This window comes from Streptomyces sp. NBC_01408 (genome assembly GCF_026340255.1).
Classification (GTDB): domain Bacteria; phylum Actinomycetota; class Actinomycetes; order Streptomycetales; family Streptomycetaceae; genus Streptomyces.
The window spans coordinates 2,704,174-2,719,706 of sequence record NZ_JAPEPJ010000001.1 but is presented as its reverse complement, the minus strand read 5'-3'; the positions used below and the strand labels follow the sequence as shown (position 1 = coordinate 2,719,706).

Genomic DNA, 15,533 nt, shown 5'->3' with positions numbered 1-15,533 from the left:
GCTATCCCAGCGCCCGCTTGAGGAAGTCCAGGACCGCGGTCCGGTACCGGTCCGGGTCCGTCTTCATGCCCTGCAAGTGCTCCGTCCCGGGCAGCACCTCGACCTCGGCCCGGGGATAGCGGGCCGCCAGGGCCCGCACCCCCTCGACGGGGATGATGCTGTCGTCCTCGCCCGCCAGCACCAGCACGGGGGTGCTGAGGTAGGCGCCCTCCGCGGGCGGCGGCCACTGGGCCTGCAGCATGGCCGTGCCGAGCCGCGCGAACACCGACGTCAGCACGGACCAGGACGGTCCGCCCCGCAGGGGACCGGGCACGGGCAGCCCCTTGGCCCGCAGGAAGTTCTCGAACAGCGGCCGCAGTTCCAGCGCGGGGCCGCTGTCGCAGATGATCGCGTCCACCGGGCAGCCCGCCCGCCTGAGCAGGTAGAGCGAAGGGAAGGTGGAGAAGGAGAAGCCGAAGACCGCGTACTGCGCCTCCTGGTACTCGGGCATCCCCCTCAGGTGCTCCACGACCGCCACCACGTCGTCCGTGTGGCGTTCGCTGAGTCCCCAGAAGGCCTTGTCCGCGTCACTGAGTCCGTGGTTGCGGTGGTCGAACAGGGCGACGGTGTAGCCCTCCTGGTGCAGGAAGGCGGCCTGGGCCAGGCTCGCCGACTTGCTCAGGCCGATGCCGTGGCCGACCACCACGACCCGGTCCGTGCCACCGCGGCAGAGCCAGACGTGGAGCGAGCGGCTGCCGCCCGGCAGGGGGACGGACACCTCCTCGACGGGCAGGCCGAAGTCGCTCGGATGCTTGTGGTGAGGCCTCCGGGGCGGGTGGTACACCAGGTAGGACAGCATCGCTCCATAAACCGGAGCGGCCGGCACCGAGAGCGTCGAGATCACACCACTCAACGGGCCGCGTCCACGCGCCCGGTTGGAGGATCCGTTCCCTCCCGGAGCGCTTCCCTGTATCTCCGGTTCATTGACATTGCCGTGCACCTGATATTCCCCCTTGGTGAATATGGTTCTGCGGCCGCCGGAACCGCGGCTTCAGCCGCAGCCTCCGGCATGGCCCCCGTCAGCCGACCGCGCCACCGTATCCGGCACGTCCTGCGACACGCCCGCTTTCCCGGATTTCCATTTCCCGTCGGGCAGGTTCTTCCGTACGGATTCGGCGAACTCCGCGACACGGTCGGTGCCCCAGAATTTCTCGTACCCGTGGATGAGGAAGGGAACTCCGAACACCCCGTCCCGGCAGACGTCGAGGAGCGCCGCCACCCCGCGCTCACGCAGCTGCGCGTCGTGCGCGGCGCCGGCCAGCCGGTCCGCGGGCAGGCCCAGTTCGGCGGCCAGCTCGCCGATCACCGCCGGGTCGCAGATGTCACGGCCCTCCTGCCAGCGCGCCCGGTAGACCCGCTCGACGTACTCCGGGCCGCGGCCCTCGTCGGAGGCCGCCAGCCAGGCCAGGTGCGGGACCTCCCAGCAGGGGTCGCGGTCCACGGGCATGGTCGCCTCCAGCCCGCGCTCGCGGGTGAGGCGGCGGACGTCCTGAAGGATGTAGAGGTGCTTCGCCCGCGACATGGTGGCGTACGGGAACTGCCCGCCCACCGCGGTCAGGGCCTGGGCGCTCGCCTCGTCCGGCTCCCAGAACGGCCGCCACTCCAGCACGTCCACGACATCGGGATGGCGCTCGTGCAGGTCCCGGTAGGCCAGCCAGGAGTACGGGCTGCGCAGCGAGAAGTAGAACCGCGGGGGCCTGCGCCGCCGCGACCCGCCGGGCGCGGCGGCGCCGTGCTCAGACAACGAGACCTCCGTCGATCTGCAGCACGGAACCGGTCACGTACTCGGCCCCGACCAGGTACGCGACCATGTCCGCGATCTCCTCGGGGCGGCCGAGGCGCCCCAGCGGGATGCCGCGCAGCGCCTGCTCCCGGACCTTGCCGGAGAGCCCTGCCGTCATGTCGGTCTCGATGAAGCCGGGCGCGATCGCGTTGGCCCGGATCCCGTACCGGCCGACCTCCTTGGCCAGTGCCTTGGTGAAGCCGATGATGCCCGCCTTCGAGGCGGAGTAGTTGGTCTGCGTGGCGTGGCCGTAGACGCCCGCGATCGAGGAGATGTTGACGATGCAGCCGCTCTTGCGCTTCATCATCTCGAAGACCACGGAGCGGCAGACGTGGTACGTGCCGTCCAGGTTGACCCGCAGCACCTGCTGCCAGTCCTCGTCCGCCATCATCAGCAGCGGCTGGTCGCGGACGATCCCCGCCGAGGTCACCACGGTGTGGATGCCGCCGAGCCGCTCCTCGGTCTCGGCGACGAGGGTGCGGACCGCGTCCGGGTCCGACACGTCCGCCTGGTGGCCGTAGACGCGTACGCCCAGCTCGGACACCTCCTTCTCCAGCTCCGCGGCGGCGTCCGGCCGCGACGCGTAGCAGAAGGCGACGTCGTGGCCGTCACGGGCGAGGCGCAGCACCGTGGCCCGGCCGATGCCTCGGGTGCCGCCGGTGACCAGGGCGACCTTGGGTGTGCTGTCCGACATCTGCTCTCTCCTCACTTCGCGCCGGCGGCCGCGGCCACCGGACCCGGCTGCGCCGCCGCGGTCAGTTCCTGCGCGGGGCGCATCGCCATGACCACCCGGCCCACGCCCATGACGACCTCGCCGCCGACGAGGGACTCCCCTTCGAAGATCACCGTGTCGCTGAGGGCCCGGACCAGCCGGACCCGGTGCTCCAGCACGTCCCCGGGGAACACCGGGCGGTGCAGAACGACGTCGGAGATGCTGCCGAAGAGCATCACCTGGCCCGAGAGCACGTCCGGATTGGGCTGGTCCCAGGCGGCCAGCACCCCGGCCGCCTGGCACCAGGACTCGACGAGCAGGGTCTGCGGATAGGCGTGCCCCTCGTCGCCGGCCTCCTCGGAAAGCCCCTCGTACCAGGGTTCGTTGCAGGTCACCGCCTTGAGGGCGGTGAGCCGCTCCTCGGGCACCAGCTCGGTCACCCGGTCCACCAGCAGCATCGGGTAACGGTGCGGCAGCACCCGCTTGATCCCACTGATCGTCAGCACGGCTTGTTCCCTTCGGTGAAGCGCAGGCGCACCGTCGCGGAGCGCCCCCGGTCGGTGCCCGCGACCGCGTCGCACCGCCAGTGCTCGCCCCGGCGCGACCACTTCAGGTCGATGGTGAGGTCGTCCCCCGGGAAGACCGGGCTGAGGAACCGCGTCGACTCGATGGCCCGGAGCACGACGCCGGCGCCCGCGGTAGGGGCGGTGGCCACCGCGCTGCGGTGGACCAGCTCGACGACGCAGACTCCCGGGAAGATGGGGAAGCCCGGGTAGTGGCCGGGGAAGACCCGCTCGTCCGCGGCCACGTGGACCGTGGTGCGCAGGGCTTCGGCGGAGTCCGGACCGACCAGCGGCACCGCACGGACGGGGCCAGCCGCCAGCGGCGGCATCAGGCGGCCCGCAGCTTGGAGTCGAGCAGGTCGTACGCCTTGCGCAGGCAGGTGACCTCCTTCAGCTCGGCCTCGCCGAGCTTGACGCCGTACTTCTTCTCCAGGACGACCATGACTTCGAGTGCCATCAGGGAGTCGACGCCGAGGTCGTTGACGAAGTCGGCCTCGTCGGTCAGCTCCGGCTCCTCGACGTCCAGGACGTCGGCGACGGTCCGCCGCAGGTTCTCGATCTCCAGGGTGGCCTTGGTGGTGGTGTCGGACATGTCCTTCTCCTTCATCGGTGAACTACGGGTGGTGGATGGGGTGGTCGACCTGCTGGTGGGACGGCGGGGCGGGCCTGCGGTCAGCGCAGGCGCAGGACGGCGCAGCCGACCACGCCGTCCCGGTCGACCGAGGTGACCAGGCCGATCGAACCGGCCAGCTCGTCACGGCCTTCCGCCGTGGCCAGCAGTGCTGCGATCTGGAAGGACGCGGAGGCCGCGTGGGTGTCGCCGATCAGCTCGGCGCTCGCGACGCGCTGCGGCCGGTGGCCGCCGAACACCTCGGCCAGTGCCGCCTGTTCGGCCACTCCGCGGGCTCCGTAGGCCTGCGAGTCGGCGACCAGGCCGATCTCGTCGATGCGGACCCCGGAGCGCTCCAGGGCGCGCCGGACGCTGTCGGCGAGCACCGGTGCGACCTGGCCGTCGGTGTGGAAGACGCCGAACTCCAGGGCGAGCACTTCGGCCAGGCCGGGCCGGCCGTGTTCGGCCGCGGCGGGGCCGGACTCCAGCAGCAGTACCGCGGCGCCCTCGCCGAGGATGCCGTCGGCCTCGTCCGGCTGCCGGGTGTGGACCTCCAGCCAGGCCCTGGCCGGGGAGAACTCCTCGACGGCTCCGCACAGCACGGTCCTGGTGTGCCCGGACTTCTGCAGCCGCAGTGCGTAGTTGAGCGCGAGGAGGCCGGAGGCGCGGCCGCCGGCGACGGTGGTGTTGGGGCCCCTGAGCCGGTGCCAGATCGCGCACTGCCCGGCGGCGCAGTTCATCACCGTGTTCGGGAACCGCATCGGGTCCACGTAGAACGGCTTCTCCTGGACCAGGGAGTCGCGGGTGAAGTCCATCATGCTCTGGGCGCTGCCGGTGTTGGTGCCCAGGACCAGCCCGGCGTCGTCGCCGACACCGGGGACGCGGTCGCCCGCGGGGTCCTGGAGGAGCCTGCCGACCGCGGTGACGGCGAGGCCGGTCACCCGGTCCATCGACCGGGTGCCCTTGCGGCCCAGCACGGCCTTGCTGCTGAAGTCGGGGACCAGGCAGGCGGTGTCGACGGGACCGTCCCAGACCGTCCGGTCCAGTACGGCCGCCGTGCTGCGGCCGGCGGCGAGGCCCGCGGCGAAGTCCGAGCGCTCCAGCCCGTACGGCGAGACGACGGACCAGGCGGTGATGAGCGGCCCTCGGGCGGCGGTGGCGGATTCCATGAGTCGCGGTGCTCCTTCGGTGGCTTCGGTGGGCGGGTGGAGGGGTCAGAGGAAGTGCACGCCCTGGTACGCGGTCCAGTCGGGCCGTCCGGCGGGGCCCGCCCGGCGGACCCCGGGAAGCACCCAGTCCGGGCCCGTCTCGAACCGGGCCAGGTCGCTCTCCTCGGCCCAGACCCGGGCGTCCTCGGCCAGCAGCACGCGCAGGGCCTCGCGCGGGGCGGGCAGGGTGTCGAGTTCGCGGCGGCCGATCCGCAGGGCGGCCCGCGGCACGGGCCCGGCGGCCGCGAAGGTGACGGCCAGGCCGCGCAGCAGGATGTCCACACCGCCCTGCTGCCGGTTCAGCTCGCGGGCCAGGTACAGCACGTCCGCGAACTGGGTCTCGACCGCACCCCGGTAGGCCCGCTCGATGACCAGCAGCCGGCGCCTGGTGTCGGGCATGGTCAGCACACTCCCAGGAAGAACGCCTTGTCGGCGGCGTCGAGATGCTCGGTGAACTTGAACGGAGCGCGCAGCTGGATCCCCGGGATGTGGGTGTCGGCGCCCCGTTCCTGGCTGCAGAACCGGCAGGCGTACCAGTTCAGCGTGTCGGGGAAGGCGGCCAGCAGGTCCGCGGCCAGGGCGGCCGTCGTCGGGTACTCGCGGGCCCAGTCCACGACGTTGCGCGGTTTGTCCGTGCCCAGGGAGCCCTGGGTGAGCCCCGTGGCGTGCCCGCAGGTCCACAGGTGGACCGAGGCGCCCCGGTCGAGCAGCGCCTGGGCCAGCCGGAAGGCCGAGGTGACGAGGTCGCCGGTGTGCGGGGCCCCCATGATGGCGATCAGTACGTCCGCGTGCGGAAGCTGCCGTCCCATGTCAGTGCCACACTCCCTGCACGGCGGGCCTCAGGAGCCGCTCCGCGACCTCGTCCATGTCCACCAGCCGGATGCCGGGCAGCAGCCGCTGGGGCGGCACCGCGCGCTGGCTCAGCGAGAAGGCGTCGGCCCACACCTGGGCGCCGGCCTCCAGTACCCGCGCCACGGCGGGGGCGGCCCCTTCGAGGCCGTCCGTGACCCCGTTCTCGATCAGCAGCACCGCCACGTCGTGGCCGGAGCGCGCCAGTCGGACGGCGTCGCCGAGGAAGGCCTCGGAGCCGGGGCCCGCGTAACTGCCCTGGGATTCCACGAGAAGGTACTCAGCCACGGCCGGCCGCCTCCGCCCTGCGGCCGGCGGCCGCCGAGAAGGCGGACGCCAGGAAGTCCAGGACCCGGGGCCGGTACTCGGCCGCGTCGAACCGCAGGGCGTTCATGTGCATCGCCTGGGGTGCCGTCCAGCGTTCCGCGTCGGGGTACCGGTCGGCGACCGCCATGATCTGGGGCACCTGGATGACGGGGTCCTGGGCCCCCGCGACGAACATCAGCCGGGTCGGCACGCCGGTGAGGTCCGGCGGCCAGTTCCGTACGGCCAGCATGTGCAGGCAGAAGCGGGCGAAGGCGCTGCGGTAGACAGTGAAGCCCGGGCCGTCCCGCACCGGTTCGGGCAGCAGGGTGCGGCGCAGGCCGGCGAAGTGGCGCAGGCCGGCCTTCGTGTCGGACATCGGGCCGCTGTCGCAGACGACCGCGGCGACGGCCGGGTCGATGCGGCGCAGCACGTGCAGGGAGACCCAGGTGGAGAAGGAGAAGCCGAAGAGGGCGAGTTCGCCGCCGCCGGTCTCGGGGTCCCGGCGCACGGCCGCGATGACGTCCTCCAGGTCGCTCGTGAAGCGCCCGGACATGCCCCGGATCTTCCGGTCGCGTCCGCTGTCCCCGTGGTTGCGCATGTCGTAGGCGACGACGTGGTGGCCCGCCCCGTGCAGCAGCTCGATGTGGCCGAGCACGCTGGAGCGGGTGCGGCCCATGCCGTGGCAGATCACCACCGTGTGCGGACCCGTGCCGGGCACCACCCAGGCCTGCAGGGCGACACCGTCCCGGGTGGTGCGGACCGTCAGGTCGCGGACGGGCAGGCCCTTGCTCTGCGGGGTGCGGCCCGGGCGGGCGGCGGGCGGGTGGTACAGCTCGAAGGCGTGCCGGGCGGCGAGGGCGAAGCCCGCGGCCGCGGCGGGCACCGCCGTCAGCAGGCCGCGCAGGCGGCGGACGGCGGGCCGGGACGCCGCCTGCCCGCCGTCGTGCGCGGTGCCGCTCTCGTACGTGTCCTGGCTCATCAGGTGGTCAACGCCTCGCCGCCGTCGACACCGATCACGTTGCCGGTGATCCAGGAGGAGTCGGTGCGCGCCAGCGCCACGACGGCGTCGGCGACGTCCTCGGGACGGGTGAGCCGGCCGTGCGGGTTGCTGCGGGCGGCGAGCTCGACGAGCTTCTCGTGCTCCGGGATGCGTTCGAGGGAGGGGGTCACGGTCACGCCCGCACGGAGCGAGTTGACGGCGACGCGCTGCGGGGCGAGTTCGAGGGCCAGCTGGCGGACGTGCGATTCCAGGGCGCACTTGGCGGCCGACACGGCCCCGTAGTGGGCGGTCACCCGCTGGTCGCCGGCGCTGGTCATCGCGAAGATCTTGGACCCGGCGCCCAGCAGTCCGGCGCCGTTCAGGCTCTGCGTCCAGTAGACGAGGGAGTGGGCCATGACGTTCAGCGTCATGTCCATCTGCCGGGGCGTCAGTGCCGGTCCGCCGTCCGTGGGCAGGTAGGGCAGGAGCGTGCCGAAGGCCAGGGAGTGGAGCACGACCCGCAGCGGTCGGCCCTCCGTCAGTTCGGCGAAGCGGGGCACCAGTTCGTTCCGGGTGGCCGGGGCGGCGGCGTTGGCGTTGAAGAAGTGCGCCTGAACGCCGGTGGAGCGCAGCTCCTCGACGGCCGCCGCCGCCTTCTCCTGGCCTTCGGCGGTGTCGAAGTGGACGCCGAGGACGTGGGCTCCTTCGAGTGCCAGCGCGCGGGCGTTGGCCAGTCCGATGCCGCTGGAGGCGCCGAGAACGAGGCACCAGGAACCCTCAAGTGACGTCGTCATAACTCTCTCTCTTCATGCTCGTCGTGCTCGTTGTGCTCGTCGTGCTCGTCGTTCGTGTGGTGCGCGTCGTTCAGGCACCGGCGGCGGCTGCGGGGCCGGCGCTCGGGGTGAGCAGGGCCAGCGCGAGGTTCCCCTCCGCCGCGGCGGTGACGACCAGCACCGGCGAGGACAGCTCCGCCAGCGCTCCGGCGGCCTGCACCAGCGGCTCCAGGGCGCCCGCGCCCGCCGGGACCCGTTCGGCACCGGAGCCGAGGGCGGTGGCCACGGCGCGGCCCACCGGCGACCCGTCGAGTACGGCGATCACCCGCGGCGCGGCCGCCGGCGCGGGACCCGCCCCGGCCCCGTCGGCTTCCCACGCGGCCAGGGCGGAGCCGATCAGCTCCCGGGCCCGGTCCGCCCCGCCGGGCGAGGCGGCGGTGCGGGGCGACAGGAACAGGCTGCGGACACGGCAGTGCCCGTACTCCCGGCCGCCCCGGGCCCGTACGGCCTCCAGCGGTTCCAGGACGAGCGCGACGGCGCCGCGTTCCGACAGCTCGTGGCCCGGGTGGGCCGGGGCGAGGGCCTCCTCGGTCGCACCGGCGAGCAGCCAGGACGCCCGGCCCGCGGCCACGGCCCGGGCTCCGGTCTCCAGCGATTCCAGGCCGGCCACGCGCGGGGAGGTGACCGTCAGGTTGAAGGCCTTGAGGCCGTGCTCGGTGGCCAGGCGGCTGCCGAACAGGTTGATGGAGAAGTAGGGCGCGGTGACGGGGCTCAGGGCGGCCGCGCCCTCGTCGAGCACGGTCCGGTCCATGGCCTCGTGCAGTGCGGCGGCCGAGCTGTTGGTCCCCACCGCCGCGCCGCGCAGTTCGGCGGCCCAGCGCCCCTCCTCGTGGCCCGAGTCGGCGAGGGCGGTCTTGGCGGCGGCCAGGAAGTACTGGGAGGCGGCGGGCAGGTACTTGTACCCGCGCGGCCCCAGCCGGGTGCGGTGATCGAACCAGCCGTCCGTCCCGGCCCGGTCCGGCGCGGCGTCCGGGCTCCCGGCCGGGCTCCCGGCCGCGGTACGGGCGGCGGCGCGGGCTGCAGTACCGGCGGCGTCCTGCGGGCGGTCCCCGCGGGGGGTCACCACTCCGATGCCCGAGACCACCAGGTGCGCTGCCGTGGACGGGACACCGTGCGACGCGGTCATGCGCCGGCCTCCTGCAGGACGAGGGACACGTTGTTGCCGCCGAAGGCGTAGGCGTTGACGATGACGAAGGGGCCCTCCAGGGCGGTCCGCTCGACCGGCAGCCGTACCTCGCAGGCGGGGTCCGGCTCCGCGACGGGACGGTTCGGGGGCACGGCACGGTGGTGGAGGATCAGGGCGGCGGCGACCGTGCCCAGCGCGGCGGCGGCTCCGCCGGTGTGCCCCACCAGGGCCTTGAGGCTGTACAGCGGGGTGCGTGCGGCACCGGAGCCGAGCACGGTGTGCAGGGCCTGGCTCTCGACCACGTCGTTCAGCTCGGTGCCGGTGCCGTGCGGCACCACGCACCCGACGTCCTCTGCCTTGGCGCCCGAGCGCTCCATCGCCTCGCGCATCGCCCGGACGATCTGGGTGCCCGAGGGGTCCGGCGCGGTCGCGTGGTGGGCGTCGCAGCTCCAGCCCTCGCCCGCCAGCTTGGCGTAGACCCGCGGGGCGTTGCGGGCCGCGGCGTGCGCGGCCGACTCCAGCACCAGGATCCCGGCGCCTTCGCCGAAGACGGTGCCCCGGCGGTTCGCGTCGAAGGGCCGGCACTCCTGCGGGTCGATCGCGCCCAGCCTGTTGAAGCAGGCCAGGGCCACCCGGGAGTACGCCTCGGCGCCGCCGGCGACCACGACGTCCGCGGCGCCCGTGCGGATCAGCTCGGCGGCGGCCGAGAGGCCGAACCCGCTGGCCGCGCAGGCGTTGCTGATGCTGGTGCTGGGCCCCTGCGCACCGAGCCACTCGCTGACTTCCGAGGCCACGGAGAAGACCGGCGACCAGTCCCCGTCCTGCGGCGGGCCGTCGGTGCGCCACTGCTCGTGGAGTCCGGCGTCGCCCATGCCCGTGCCGATGACCACCGCGAGGCGGCTCGGTGCGACCGCGCCGAGGGCGGCGTCCGCCAGCGCCTCCCGGGCCGCCGCGACGGCGAGCCGCGAGGCGGGGCTGACGGTCGGGCCGGGCTCCGGCTCGGGCGGTTCGGGGACGGAGTACATCAGGGTGATGTCCATCCGGGCGTGCGGGTCGGCGGCGGGGCCGGGAGCGCTCTCCGCCCGGATCAGCCCGTGCCAGAAGGCATCGGCGCCGGTGCCCAGGTGCGAGATCGCGCCCAGACCAGTGATCAGCACTTCTTCCATCGGTCTTCTCCGGGTACGGAAGGGGACGGGGGTCGTGTGGTCGCGGCCGGGATGCTCAGCCCGCGGCGGGCTCGCCGTTCAGGGCGCGCACGACCCGCTCGTCGAAGCCCACCAGGCTCCAGTCGCGACGGTTCTCGAACACCGCGTAGCCGTGGGTGATGCGTCCGGTGGCCGTCTGGACCAGCCGTCCGTCGCGTACGACGTAGAAGTCGGTGCGCGCGGTGTACGTGAAGTCCTTGAAGACCTCCTCGACGGTGAAGACGGTGTAGAGGTCCTCCTCCATCAGGGCCTCGTCGAGGAACTGGATCTGAGAGCGCGGCACGACCGGGATCCACTTGCGGTCGTCCAGCAGCGTCTTGATGGAGATGCCCCGGTCGGCGAGGAAGAGGTCGACGACCTCCTCGACCTGGCGCAGGTAGCCGGAGAGCGCCAGACGCTCGTTGAAGTGGCAGTAGGGGTAGGGGATCCGCCACTTCCAGCCGAACGCGTTCGCGCCGGCCAGGAGCTGCTCCAGCACCGGGTCCGCACCGGTGGTGCCGCGGCCCGCGGACAGCGCGGTGTTCGCCGCCGGGGCGGCCTCGGCGCCGTGGTGCACGGAGCGCTCGGCGCCGCTGCCGAGGCGGGCCACGGCGAAGCGCTGGAGCTCGGCGGGGACGGGGACCGCGGCGAGGTAGTCGTCGACGCGCAGCGAGACCTTGGCCTTGGAGGTCACGGCCTTCAGTTCCTTGCCGTCCCGCTCGACGTACAGGGTGACGGAGAAGCCGAAGGCGGTGTCGCCGTCCTTGGTGACCGGGACGACGACGGCGCGGGCCACGTCGTCCTGGTGGAAGGCGTGCAGGATGCGGGTGTCGAGGTCCACGACGTCAACACCGAGGCCGTACTCCTCGAAGAGCTCGCGGGAGGGCAGTCCGGCGTTGCGGAAGTGCTCCAGGACGGCTTCCTCGACGAGGTAGTTGACGTGCTTGAAGCCGATCCAGGTGTTGATGTTGGAGCCCTCGAAGCGGGGGCGCACCTGGAGGGTGGTCTGGATCTCCAGCAGGTACTTGACGGCCGTTGCGGTCGGGGTGGTCATCGCAGATGTGTCCTTGTCAGCGGTTCGGGTGTGAGCGGCGGGGCCGTTACGCGACGGATCCGACGAAGCCCTCGGTGAGGGCGGCGAACTCCGCCGCCTGCTCGGCCATCGCGAAGTGGCCGCAGTCGGGCAGGATCTCGGCCTTGGCGTACGGCAGGGCCGAGCACAGTGCCTCGCTGTCGGCGGGGAAGGACGCGAAGTCCTGCTCGCCGCCGACGATCAGGCAGGGCATGGTCATGCGGTCGGTGCGCAGGGCGGGGGTCCGCAGGTAGGTGTCGAAGAAGCTCACCCAGCCGTACGGACCGATCCGGTCCCGCACCTTGAGCGCCATCTCCTGGCGCATTCCGGCCGGGATCCGGCCGTCGGAGCGGACCCGCAGGCCGTCGGCGAGGATCCGGTCGAAGTCGTTGAGGTAGTAGGAGATCGCTTCCCAGTCGAAGGCTTCGGGGCGGGGCCGGTAGAACGGCGAGACCAGTACGACGGCGCGTGGCAGGTGCCGCGCGTCCCGGCCGTCCAGCAGGGCGAGCAGGGCGTTCGCGCCGAAGGAGTGCGCGATCACCACGTCCGGGCCTCCCGGCACCCCGCCCATCGCTTCTCCGGCCCAGTGGGCGGGGGACCGCGCGGTCCAGCCCTCGACCTCCTCGGCCCGCCAGGGCAGTTCGGCGGTCCAGACCGCGTGCGGGGAGTCCCGGGTGTGCTCCAGGTACGTGTCCCAGACGTTGGCCCCGCCGGCCAGCCCGTGCAGCAGCAGGACGCGCAGCGGGGCCGCGCCCCGGCCCGGACGGCTCAGCCGTACGGAGACCGGCGCGGGTGCCCCGGTCACGGGGTGGCCGCCACGGCGCTGAGCAGGAGCCCGGCGGAGGCATCGTCCTGGTCGGTGCCCGAGGTGACGAGGACGGGGCTGCGTACGGTGCCGGGGCCGGGGCCTTCGCCGGCGGTACCGGAGAGCCAGCCGGCCGCGGCCGCGCACTGGAGCACGCCGAGGGCTCCGGAGGCGCTGCCGAACGTACGGGTGAGGTCGTGCCGCGGCACCTCGCCCTCCGGCAGCCGGCCCTCGCCGCGGTGTCCTTCGGGGACGAACCAGAGGCCGGGCTCCGCCGCGCCGGGCGCGGCGAGGATCCGGTCGAGGCAGGCGTCGACCCCGGCTTCGCGGGCGTAGCCGCCGAGGACGGCCAGGCCCTGCGCTCCGCGTCCGGCGGCGGCCGCGGCGCTCTCCACCACGAGGGCGACGGCCCCGTCGAGGAGTTCCCCGGCGGGGCGGCCGAGCAGGCCCTCCACGTAGCGGTTGTGGGTCTCCACGCCGATCACGAGCACCCGTTCGGCACGTCCGGCGCGGATCATCACGGCCGCCCAGTGGACGGCGTCGAGGCCGGAGGTGGCTCCGTTGCAGACCATCAGGTTGGGGCCGCGCAGCCCGAAGCGGATCGCGATCGAGGACGCGACGACATTGCTCGACGCGTTGGGCAGGCCCATGGGGCTGATGCCGGCGACGCCGTGCTCCCTGATCCCGTCGACGACCTCGCAGACCGTGTCGAGGTTGCCCAGGTTGGAGCTGACCACGACGCCCGTCGAGCCGGCGGGAACGGAGAGTGCGGTGCCGGAGAGCAGTCCGGCGGCCCGCAGCCCGTCCTGGGCGGCGCAGAGGGCGAGCTGGGAGGCCCGGTCCTTGTAGCGCAGGCCCCGTCGGCCGATCAGCGCGCCCGGGTCCACCGGGGGCGCCGCAACACCGGTCCCGGCGGAGCCGGCGGACGGCAGCAGGCCGTCCGGTCCGGCGACGCCCGGCAGGGCCGTGCCGATGCCCGTCACCAGGATGTCGGAGGTGTTCACCACACGGCCCTCTCCACGACGGCGACCGCGTTGACGCCGCCGAATCCGAATGCGTCGACCTGGGCGAGGACCGCCTCGGCCGCGGCCTCGCGGTCCCGGACGATGCGGAAAGCCGCCGCCTCCTCGATCGGTTCGCGCAGCCCGATGGTCGGCGGTACGCGTCCCGAGTCGAGGGCCTTGAGCGCGACGATCAGGCTGAGCAGCCCGGAGCCGCCCGAGGTGTGCCCGGTCATCGACTTCACCGCCGTCATCAGCGGTGTACCGGCCTGCGGGCCGAAGACGTCCCCGATGGCCGCGGCCTCGGCTTCGTCGTTGAGCAGCGTGCCGGTGCCGTGCAGCATGACGAGGCCGATGTCCTCGGGCTTGACGCCGGCCTCCCGGTGGGCGCCGCGTACGGCCTCGGCGATGCCGTCCCGGTCGGGGGCGGTCACGTGGTAGCCGTCGCAGTTGACGTGGACGGAGCGCAGCCGGCCGCGCACCGCGCCACCGCCCCGGCCGGCGGCCGTACCCGTACTCGTGCCCGTACCCGTACCGGTGGCCGTACCGGTGTTGCGGCGCAGGACCACGGCCGCCGCGCCTTCGCCCATGAGGACGCCCTTGCGGTCGCGGTCGAAGGGCCGCAGCCGGTCCGGGGCCTCCATGTGCACGCGGTCGAGGAGCCCGTACATGCTCTCGGTGAGCGTGTCCACGCCGGCGACGATGACGGTGTCCGCCTCCTGCGCGGCCAGCAGGTCGCTGCCCATGGCCAGCGCGTAGAGGGAGGCGGAGCAGGCGTTGGAGAAGGTGTGGGTGCGGACCGCACCGAACCGCTCGCGCAGCGCCGTACCGAAGTGCAGCTCCGCCATGTCGAAGTCGGCTCCGTCACGCCAGCGCAGCTCCGCCGAGCGAAGCTCGCGCAGGCCGGTGCCGATGAGGACCGGCACCTCGGAGAGGTCTTCGCCCAGTCCGGCGTCGTGGGCGGCTTCCGCGATGGCGGCGATCAGCCAGCGGGTCGCGCGCCCGGGTTCGTCGGTTCCCGGGGCGGGCCGGTCGTCGATCTCGTAGGCGTGCCGGGCCCGGAAGCCGACGGGGTCGAAGCCGCGGAGTTCCGCGCGGCCGGAGCGGCCCGCGCAGAGCGCCTCGAAGATCTCGTCGACGCCGCTGCCGACGCTGGCCACGGCGCCCAGACCGGTGAAGACCAGGTCGGGCGGTGCGGCTGCGGCCGGATCGGGGTGTGCTGTCATGCCCGGGCCTCCTCGTACTTCCCGAAGATCACTACGGAGTTGTTGCCGCCGAAGGCGAGTCCGTTGTTCTGGACGACCCGCAGATCGGCTTCGATGGCGTGGTTGGGCACGCAGTCCACGCTGCATTCGGGGTCGGTCTCGACGTGGTTGATCGTCGGCGGGATGAACCCCTCGGTGAGGGCGAGCGCGCAGCCGATGGAGGCGAGCGCGCTGGCGGCCCCCATGCTGTGGCCCAGCATCGACTTGATCGAGACGGTCCGGGGGGTCCGGTCGCCGAACACCTGCCGGATCGCCCGGGCTTCGGTGACGTCGTTGGCCTTGGTCCCCGTGCCGTGGGCGGAGATGAAGTCCACCTCTTCCGGCTTGACGCCCGCGCCGTCGAGAGCGAGCTGCATGCACTGCGCCACGCTGTCCTGGTTGGGCGCGACCGGGTGGTGGGCGTCGCAGTTCAGGCCGTAGCCGAGGACTTCCGCGTAGATCCGGGCGCCGCGCGCCGTGGCGGACTCCAGGGTCTCCAGGAGCAGGACGCCGGCACCCTCGCCGGTGAGGATGCCCTTGCGGTCGATGTCGAAGGGCTGGCACAGCTCGGGTGCGATGGTGCCCAGCCGGTAGAAGCCCGTGAAGGTCTTGCGGCAGAGGGCGTCGGCGCCGCCGACGAGGGCGAAGTCGACCTCGTCGGTGCGGACCGCGTCGAAGCCGTAGCCGATGGCGTAGTTGCCGGCCGCGCAGGCGGTGGGCAGGGTGACGGCCTCGACCCGGCTGAGGCCGAACTCGTGGGCGATCGCGGCCGACAGGCGGCCCGCGGGGACCCGGGCGGTGACGGTGGGGTCCATCCGCTCGGCGCCCAGCTTCACCTCGGTCTCGACGAGCTGGTCGAGATCGCGGGACTCCCCGTCGGTGGTGCCGATCGAGATGAGGCAGCGGCCGGACCGCAGGTCCGTGTCCGCCAGCGCGGCGTCGTCGATCGCCATGCGGGCGGCGGTCACCGAGAACTGGCTGGCCCGGCCGAGCGTCTCGACCTCGAGGTTCCTGATCCAGTGTGAAGCGTCGAAGTCGACGATCTCGCAGCCGTTCGCGTGATCGAAGCCCTCGGTGTCGAACGCGGTGATCGGCTTTGCGGCGCTACGGCCTGAACGCAGGCCGGAAAGGAACTCGGAGGCGCCCAGTCCGATACTGGAAACCGCGCCGAGCCCGGTGATGACCACTCTCTTCGCCGGTACATCAGACATGTTCATCC

19 protein-coding genes are annotated in these 15,533 nt (G+C 73.0%); all 19 read right to left on the bottom strand.

Translation table 11 applies throughout. The annotated features are described in order from the left end of the window. Position 1: 1 nt before the first annotated feature. Positions 2–838, bottom strand: a complete 837-nt coding sequence (locus tag OG447_RS12380; protein ID WP_266936537.1) for an alpha/beta hydrolase — start codon at positions 836–838, stop codon at positions 2–4. Between the two features lie 192 nt (positions 839–1,030). Beyond that, positions 1,031–1,783: a 2-hydroxychromene-2-carboxylate isomerase gene (locus OG447_RS12375; RefSeq protein ID WP_266936536.1), complete on the bottom strand. Its 753-nt coding sequence runs from the start codon at positions 1,781–1,783 to the stop codon at positions 1,031–1,033. Beyond that, positions 1,776–2,516: a 3-oxoacyl-[acyl-carrier-protein] reductase gene (gene fabG, locus OG447_RS12370; RefSeq protein WP_266936535.1), complete on the bottom strand. Its 741-nt coding sequence runs from the start codon at positions 2,514–2,516 to the stop codon at positions 1,776–1,778. The genes OG447_RS12375 and fabG overlap by 8 nt, the downstream gene beginning before the upstream one ends. An 11-nt stretch (positions 2,517–2,527) precedes the next feature. Then, on the bottom strand, positions 2,528–3,040 hold the full coding sequence (locus OG447_RS12365) for a 3-hydroxyacyl-ACP dehydratase FabZ family protein (RefSeq protein ID WP_266936534.1): 513 nt from the start codon (positions 3,038–3,040) through the stop codon (positions 2,528–2,530). Then, positions 3,034–3,393 carry a 3-hydroxyacyl-ACP dehydratase FabZ family protein gene (locus OG447_RS12360; RefSeq protein WP_266936533.1) on the bottom strand — a complete coding sequence of 120 codons (360 nt, stop codon included), beginning with the start codon at positions 3,391–3,393 and terminating at the stop codon, positions 3,034–3,036. Before OG447_RS12360 ends, OG447_RS12365 begins: the two co-directional genes overlap by 7 nt. Before the next feature lie 32 nt (positions 3,394–3,425). Next, positions 3,426–3,689 carry an acyl carrier protein gene (locus tag OG447_RS12355; RefSeq protein ID WP_266936532.1) on the bottom strand — a complete coding sequence of 88 codons (264 nt, stop codon included), beginning with the start codon at positions 3,687–3,689 and terminating at the stop codon, positions 3,426–3,428. An 80-nt stretch (positions 3,690–3,769) separates the two neighbouring features. Then, positions 3,770–4,876, bottom strand: a complete 1,107-nt coding sequence (locus OG447_RS12350; RefSeq protein ID WP_266936531.1) for a beta-ketoacyl synthase N-terminal-like domain-containing protein — start codon at positions 4,874–4,876, stop codon at positions 3,770–3,772. A 45-nt stretch (positions 4,877–4,921) separates the two neighbouring features. Further along, entirely contained in the window at positions 4,922–5,314 is a 393-nt protein-coding gene (locus tag OG447_RS12345) for a hypothetical protein (RefSeq protein WP_266936530.1), read from the bottom strand. Between the two features lie 2 nt (positions 5,315–5,316). Beyond that, a complete protein-coding gene (locus OG447_RS12340; RefSeq protein ID WP_266936529.1) occupies positions 5,317–5,724 on the bottom strand; it encodes a hypothetical protein in 408 nt (135 codons plus the stop codon). A gap of 1 nt (position 5,725) precedes the next feature. After that, on the bottom strand, positions 5,726–6,052 hold the full coding sequence (locus OG447_RS12335; protein ID WP_266936528.1) for a hypothetical protein: 327 nt from the start codon (positions 6,050–6,052) through the stop codon (positions 5,726–5,728). Next, entirely contained in the window at positions 6,045–7,049 is a 1,005-nt protein-coding gene (locus OG447_RS12330; protein ID WP_266936527.1) for an alpha/beta hydrolase, read from the bottom strand. Before OG447_RS12330 ends, OG447_RS12335 begins: the two co-directional genes overlap by 8 nt. Continuing rightward, positions 7,049–7,843, bottom strand: coding sequence for an SDR family oxidoreductase (locus OG447_RS12325; RefSeq protein WP_266936526.1), 795 nt, complete (start codon positions 7,841–7,843; stop codon positions 7,049–7,051). The genes OG447_RS12330 and OG447_RS12325 overlap by 1 nt, the downstream gene beginning before the upstream one ends. Positions 7,844–7,913: 70 nt before the next feature. Continuing rightward, positions 7,914–9,008, bottom strand: a complete 1,095-nt coding sequence (locus tag OG447_RS12320) for a beta-ketoacyl synthase N-terminal-like domain-containing protein (protein WP_266936525.1) — start codon at positions 9,006–9,008, stop codon at positions 7,914–7,916. Continuing rightward, on the bottom strand, positions 9,005–10,174 hold the full coding sequence (locus OG447_RS12315) for a beta-ketoacyl synthase (RefSeq protein WP_266936524.1): 1,170 nt from the start codon (positions 10,172–10,174) through the stop codon (positions 9,005–9,007). Before OG447_RS12315 ends, OG447_RS12320 begins: the two co-directional genes overlap by 4 nt. Positions 10,175–10,229: 55 nt before the next feature. After that, complete coding sequence (locus OG447_RS12310) at positions 10,230–11,246, bottom strand: thioesterase family protein (RefSeq protein ID WP_266936523.1); 1,017 nt, start codon at positions 11,244–11,246, stop codon at positions 10,230–10,232. A gap of 46 nt (positions 11,247–11,292) precedes the next feature. Continuing rightward, positions 11,293–12,069 (bottom strand): alpha/beta fold hydrolase, encoded by a 777-nt coding sequence (locus tag OG447_RS12305; RefSeq protein ID WP_266936522.1) that lies wholly within the window; start codon positions 12,067–12,069, stop codon positions 11,293–11,295. Continuing rightward, a complete protein-coding gene (locus OG447_RS12300) occupies positions 12,066–13,073 on the bottom strand; it encodes a beta-ketoacyl synthase N-terminal-like domain-containing protein (protein ID WP_266936521.1) in 1,008 nt (335 codons plus the stop codon). The genes OG447_RS12305 and OG447_RS12300 overlap by 4 nt, the downstream gene beginning before the upstream one ends. Further along, on the bottom strand, positions 13,070–14,296 hold the full coding sequence (locus OG447_RS12295) for a beta-ketoacyl synthase N-terminal-like domain-containing protein (protein WP_266936520.1): 1,227 nt from the start codon (positions 14,294–14,296) through the stop codon (positions 13,070–13,072). The genes OG447_RS12300 and OG447_RS12295 overlap by 4 nt, the downstream gene beginning before the upstream one ends. Next, positions 14,293–15,525, bottom strand: coding sequence for a beta-ketoacyl synthase (locus tag OG447_RS12290; protein WP_266936519.1), 1,233 nt, complete (start codon positions 15,523–15,525; stop codon positions 14,293–14,295). Before OG447_RS12290 ends, OG447_RS12295 begins: the two co-directional genes overlap by 4 nt. Positions 15,526–15,533: the final 8 nt, after the last annotated feature.

Bases quoted from the DNA above. Each gene is read 5' to 3' on its own strand.
- OG447_RS12320 (WP_266936525.1), bottom strand. From the start codon at position 9,008: ATGACCGCGTCGCACGGTGTCCCGTCCACGGCAGCGCACCTGGTGGTC.
- OG447_RS12310 (WP_266936523.1), bottom strand. From the start codon at position 11,246: ATGACCACCCCGACCGCAACGGCCGTCAAGTACCTGCTGGAGATCCAG.
- fabG (WP_266936535.1), bottom strand. From the start codon at position 2,516: ATGTCGGACAGCACACCCAAGGTCGCCCTGGTCACCGGCGGCACCCGA.
- OG447_RS12345 (WP_266936530.1), bottom strand. From the start codon at position 5,314: ATGCCCGACACCAGGCGCCGGCTGCTGGTCATCGAGCGGGCCTACCGG.
- OG447_RS12290 (WP_266936519.1), bottom strand. From the start codon at position 15,525: ATGTCTGATGTACCGGCGAAGAGAGTGGTCATCACCGGGCTCGGCGCG.
- OG447_RS12315 (WP_266936524.1), bottom strand. From the start codon at position 10,174: ATGGAAGAAGTGCTGATCACTGGTCTGGGCGCGATCTCGCACCTGGGC.
- OG447_RS12350 (WP_266936531.1), bottom strand. From the start codon at position 4,876: ATGGAATCCGCCACCGCCGCCCGAGGGCCGCTCATCACCGCCTGGTCC.
- OG447_RS12295 (WP_266936520.1), bottom strand. From the start codon at position 14,296: ATGACAGCACACCCCGATCCGGCCGCAGCCGCACCGCCCGACCTGGTC.
- OG447_RS12325 (WP_266936526.1), bottom strand. From the start codon at position 7,843: ATGACGACGTCACTTGAGGGTTCCTGGTGCCTCGTTCTCGGCGCCTCC.
- OG447_RS12380 (WP_266936537.1), bottom strand. From the start codon at position 838: ATGCTGTCCTACCTGGTGTACCACCCGCCCCGGAGGCCTCACCACAAG.
- OG447_RS12330 (WP_266936527.1), bottom strand. From the start codon at position 7,049: ATGAGCCAGGACACGTACGAGAGCGGCACCGCGCACGACGGCGGGCAG.
- OG447_RS12340 (WP_266936529.1), bottom strand. From the start codon at position 5,724: ATGGGACGGCAGCTTCCGCACGCGGACGTACTGATCGCCATCATGGGG.
- OG447_RS12355 (WP_266936532.1), bottom strand. From the start codon at position 3,689: ATGTCCGACACCACCACCAAGGCCACCCTGGAGATCGAGAACCTGCGG.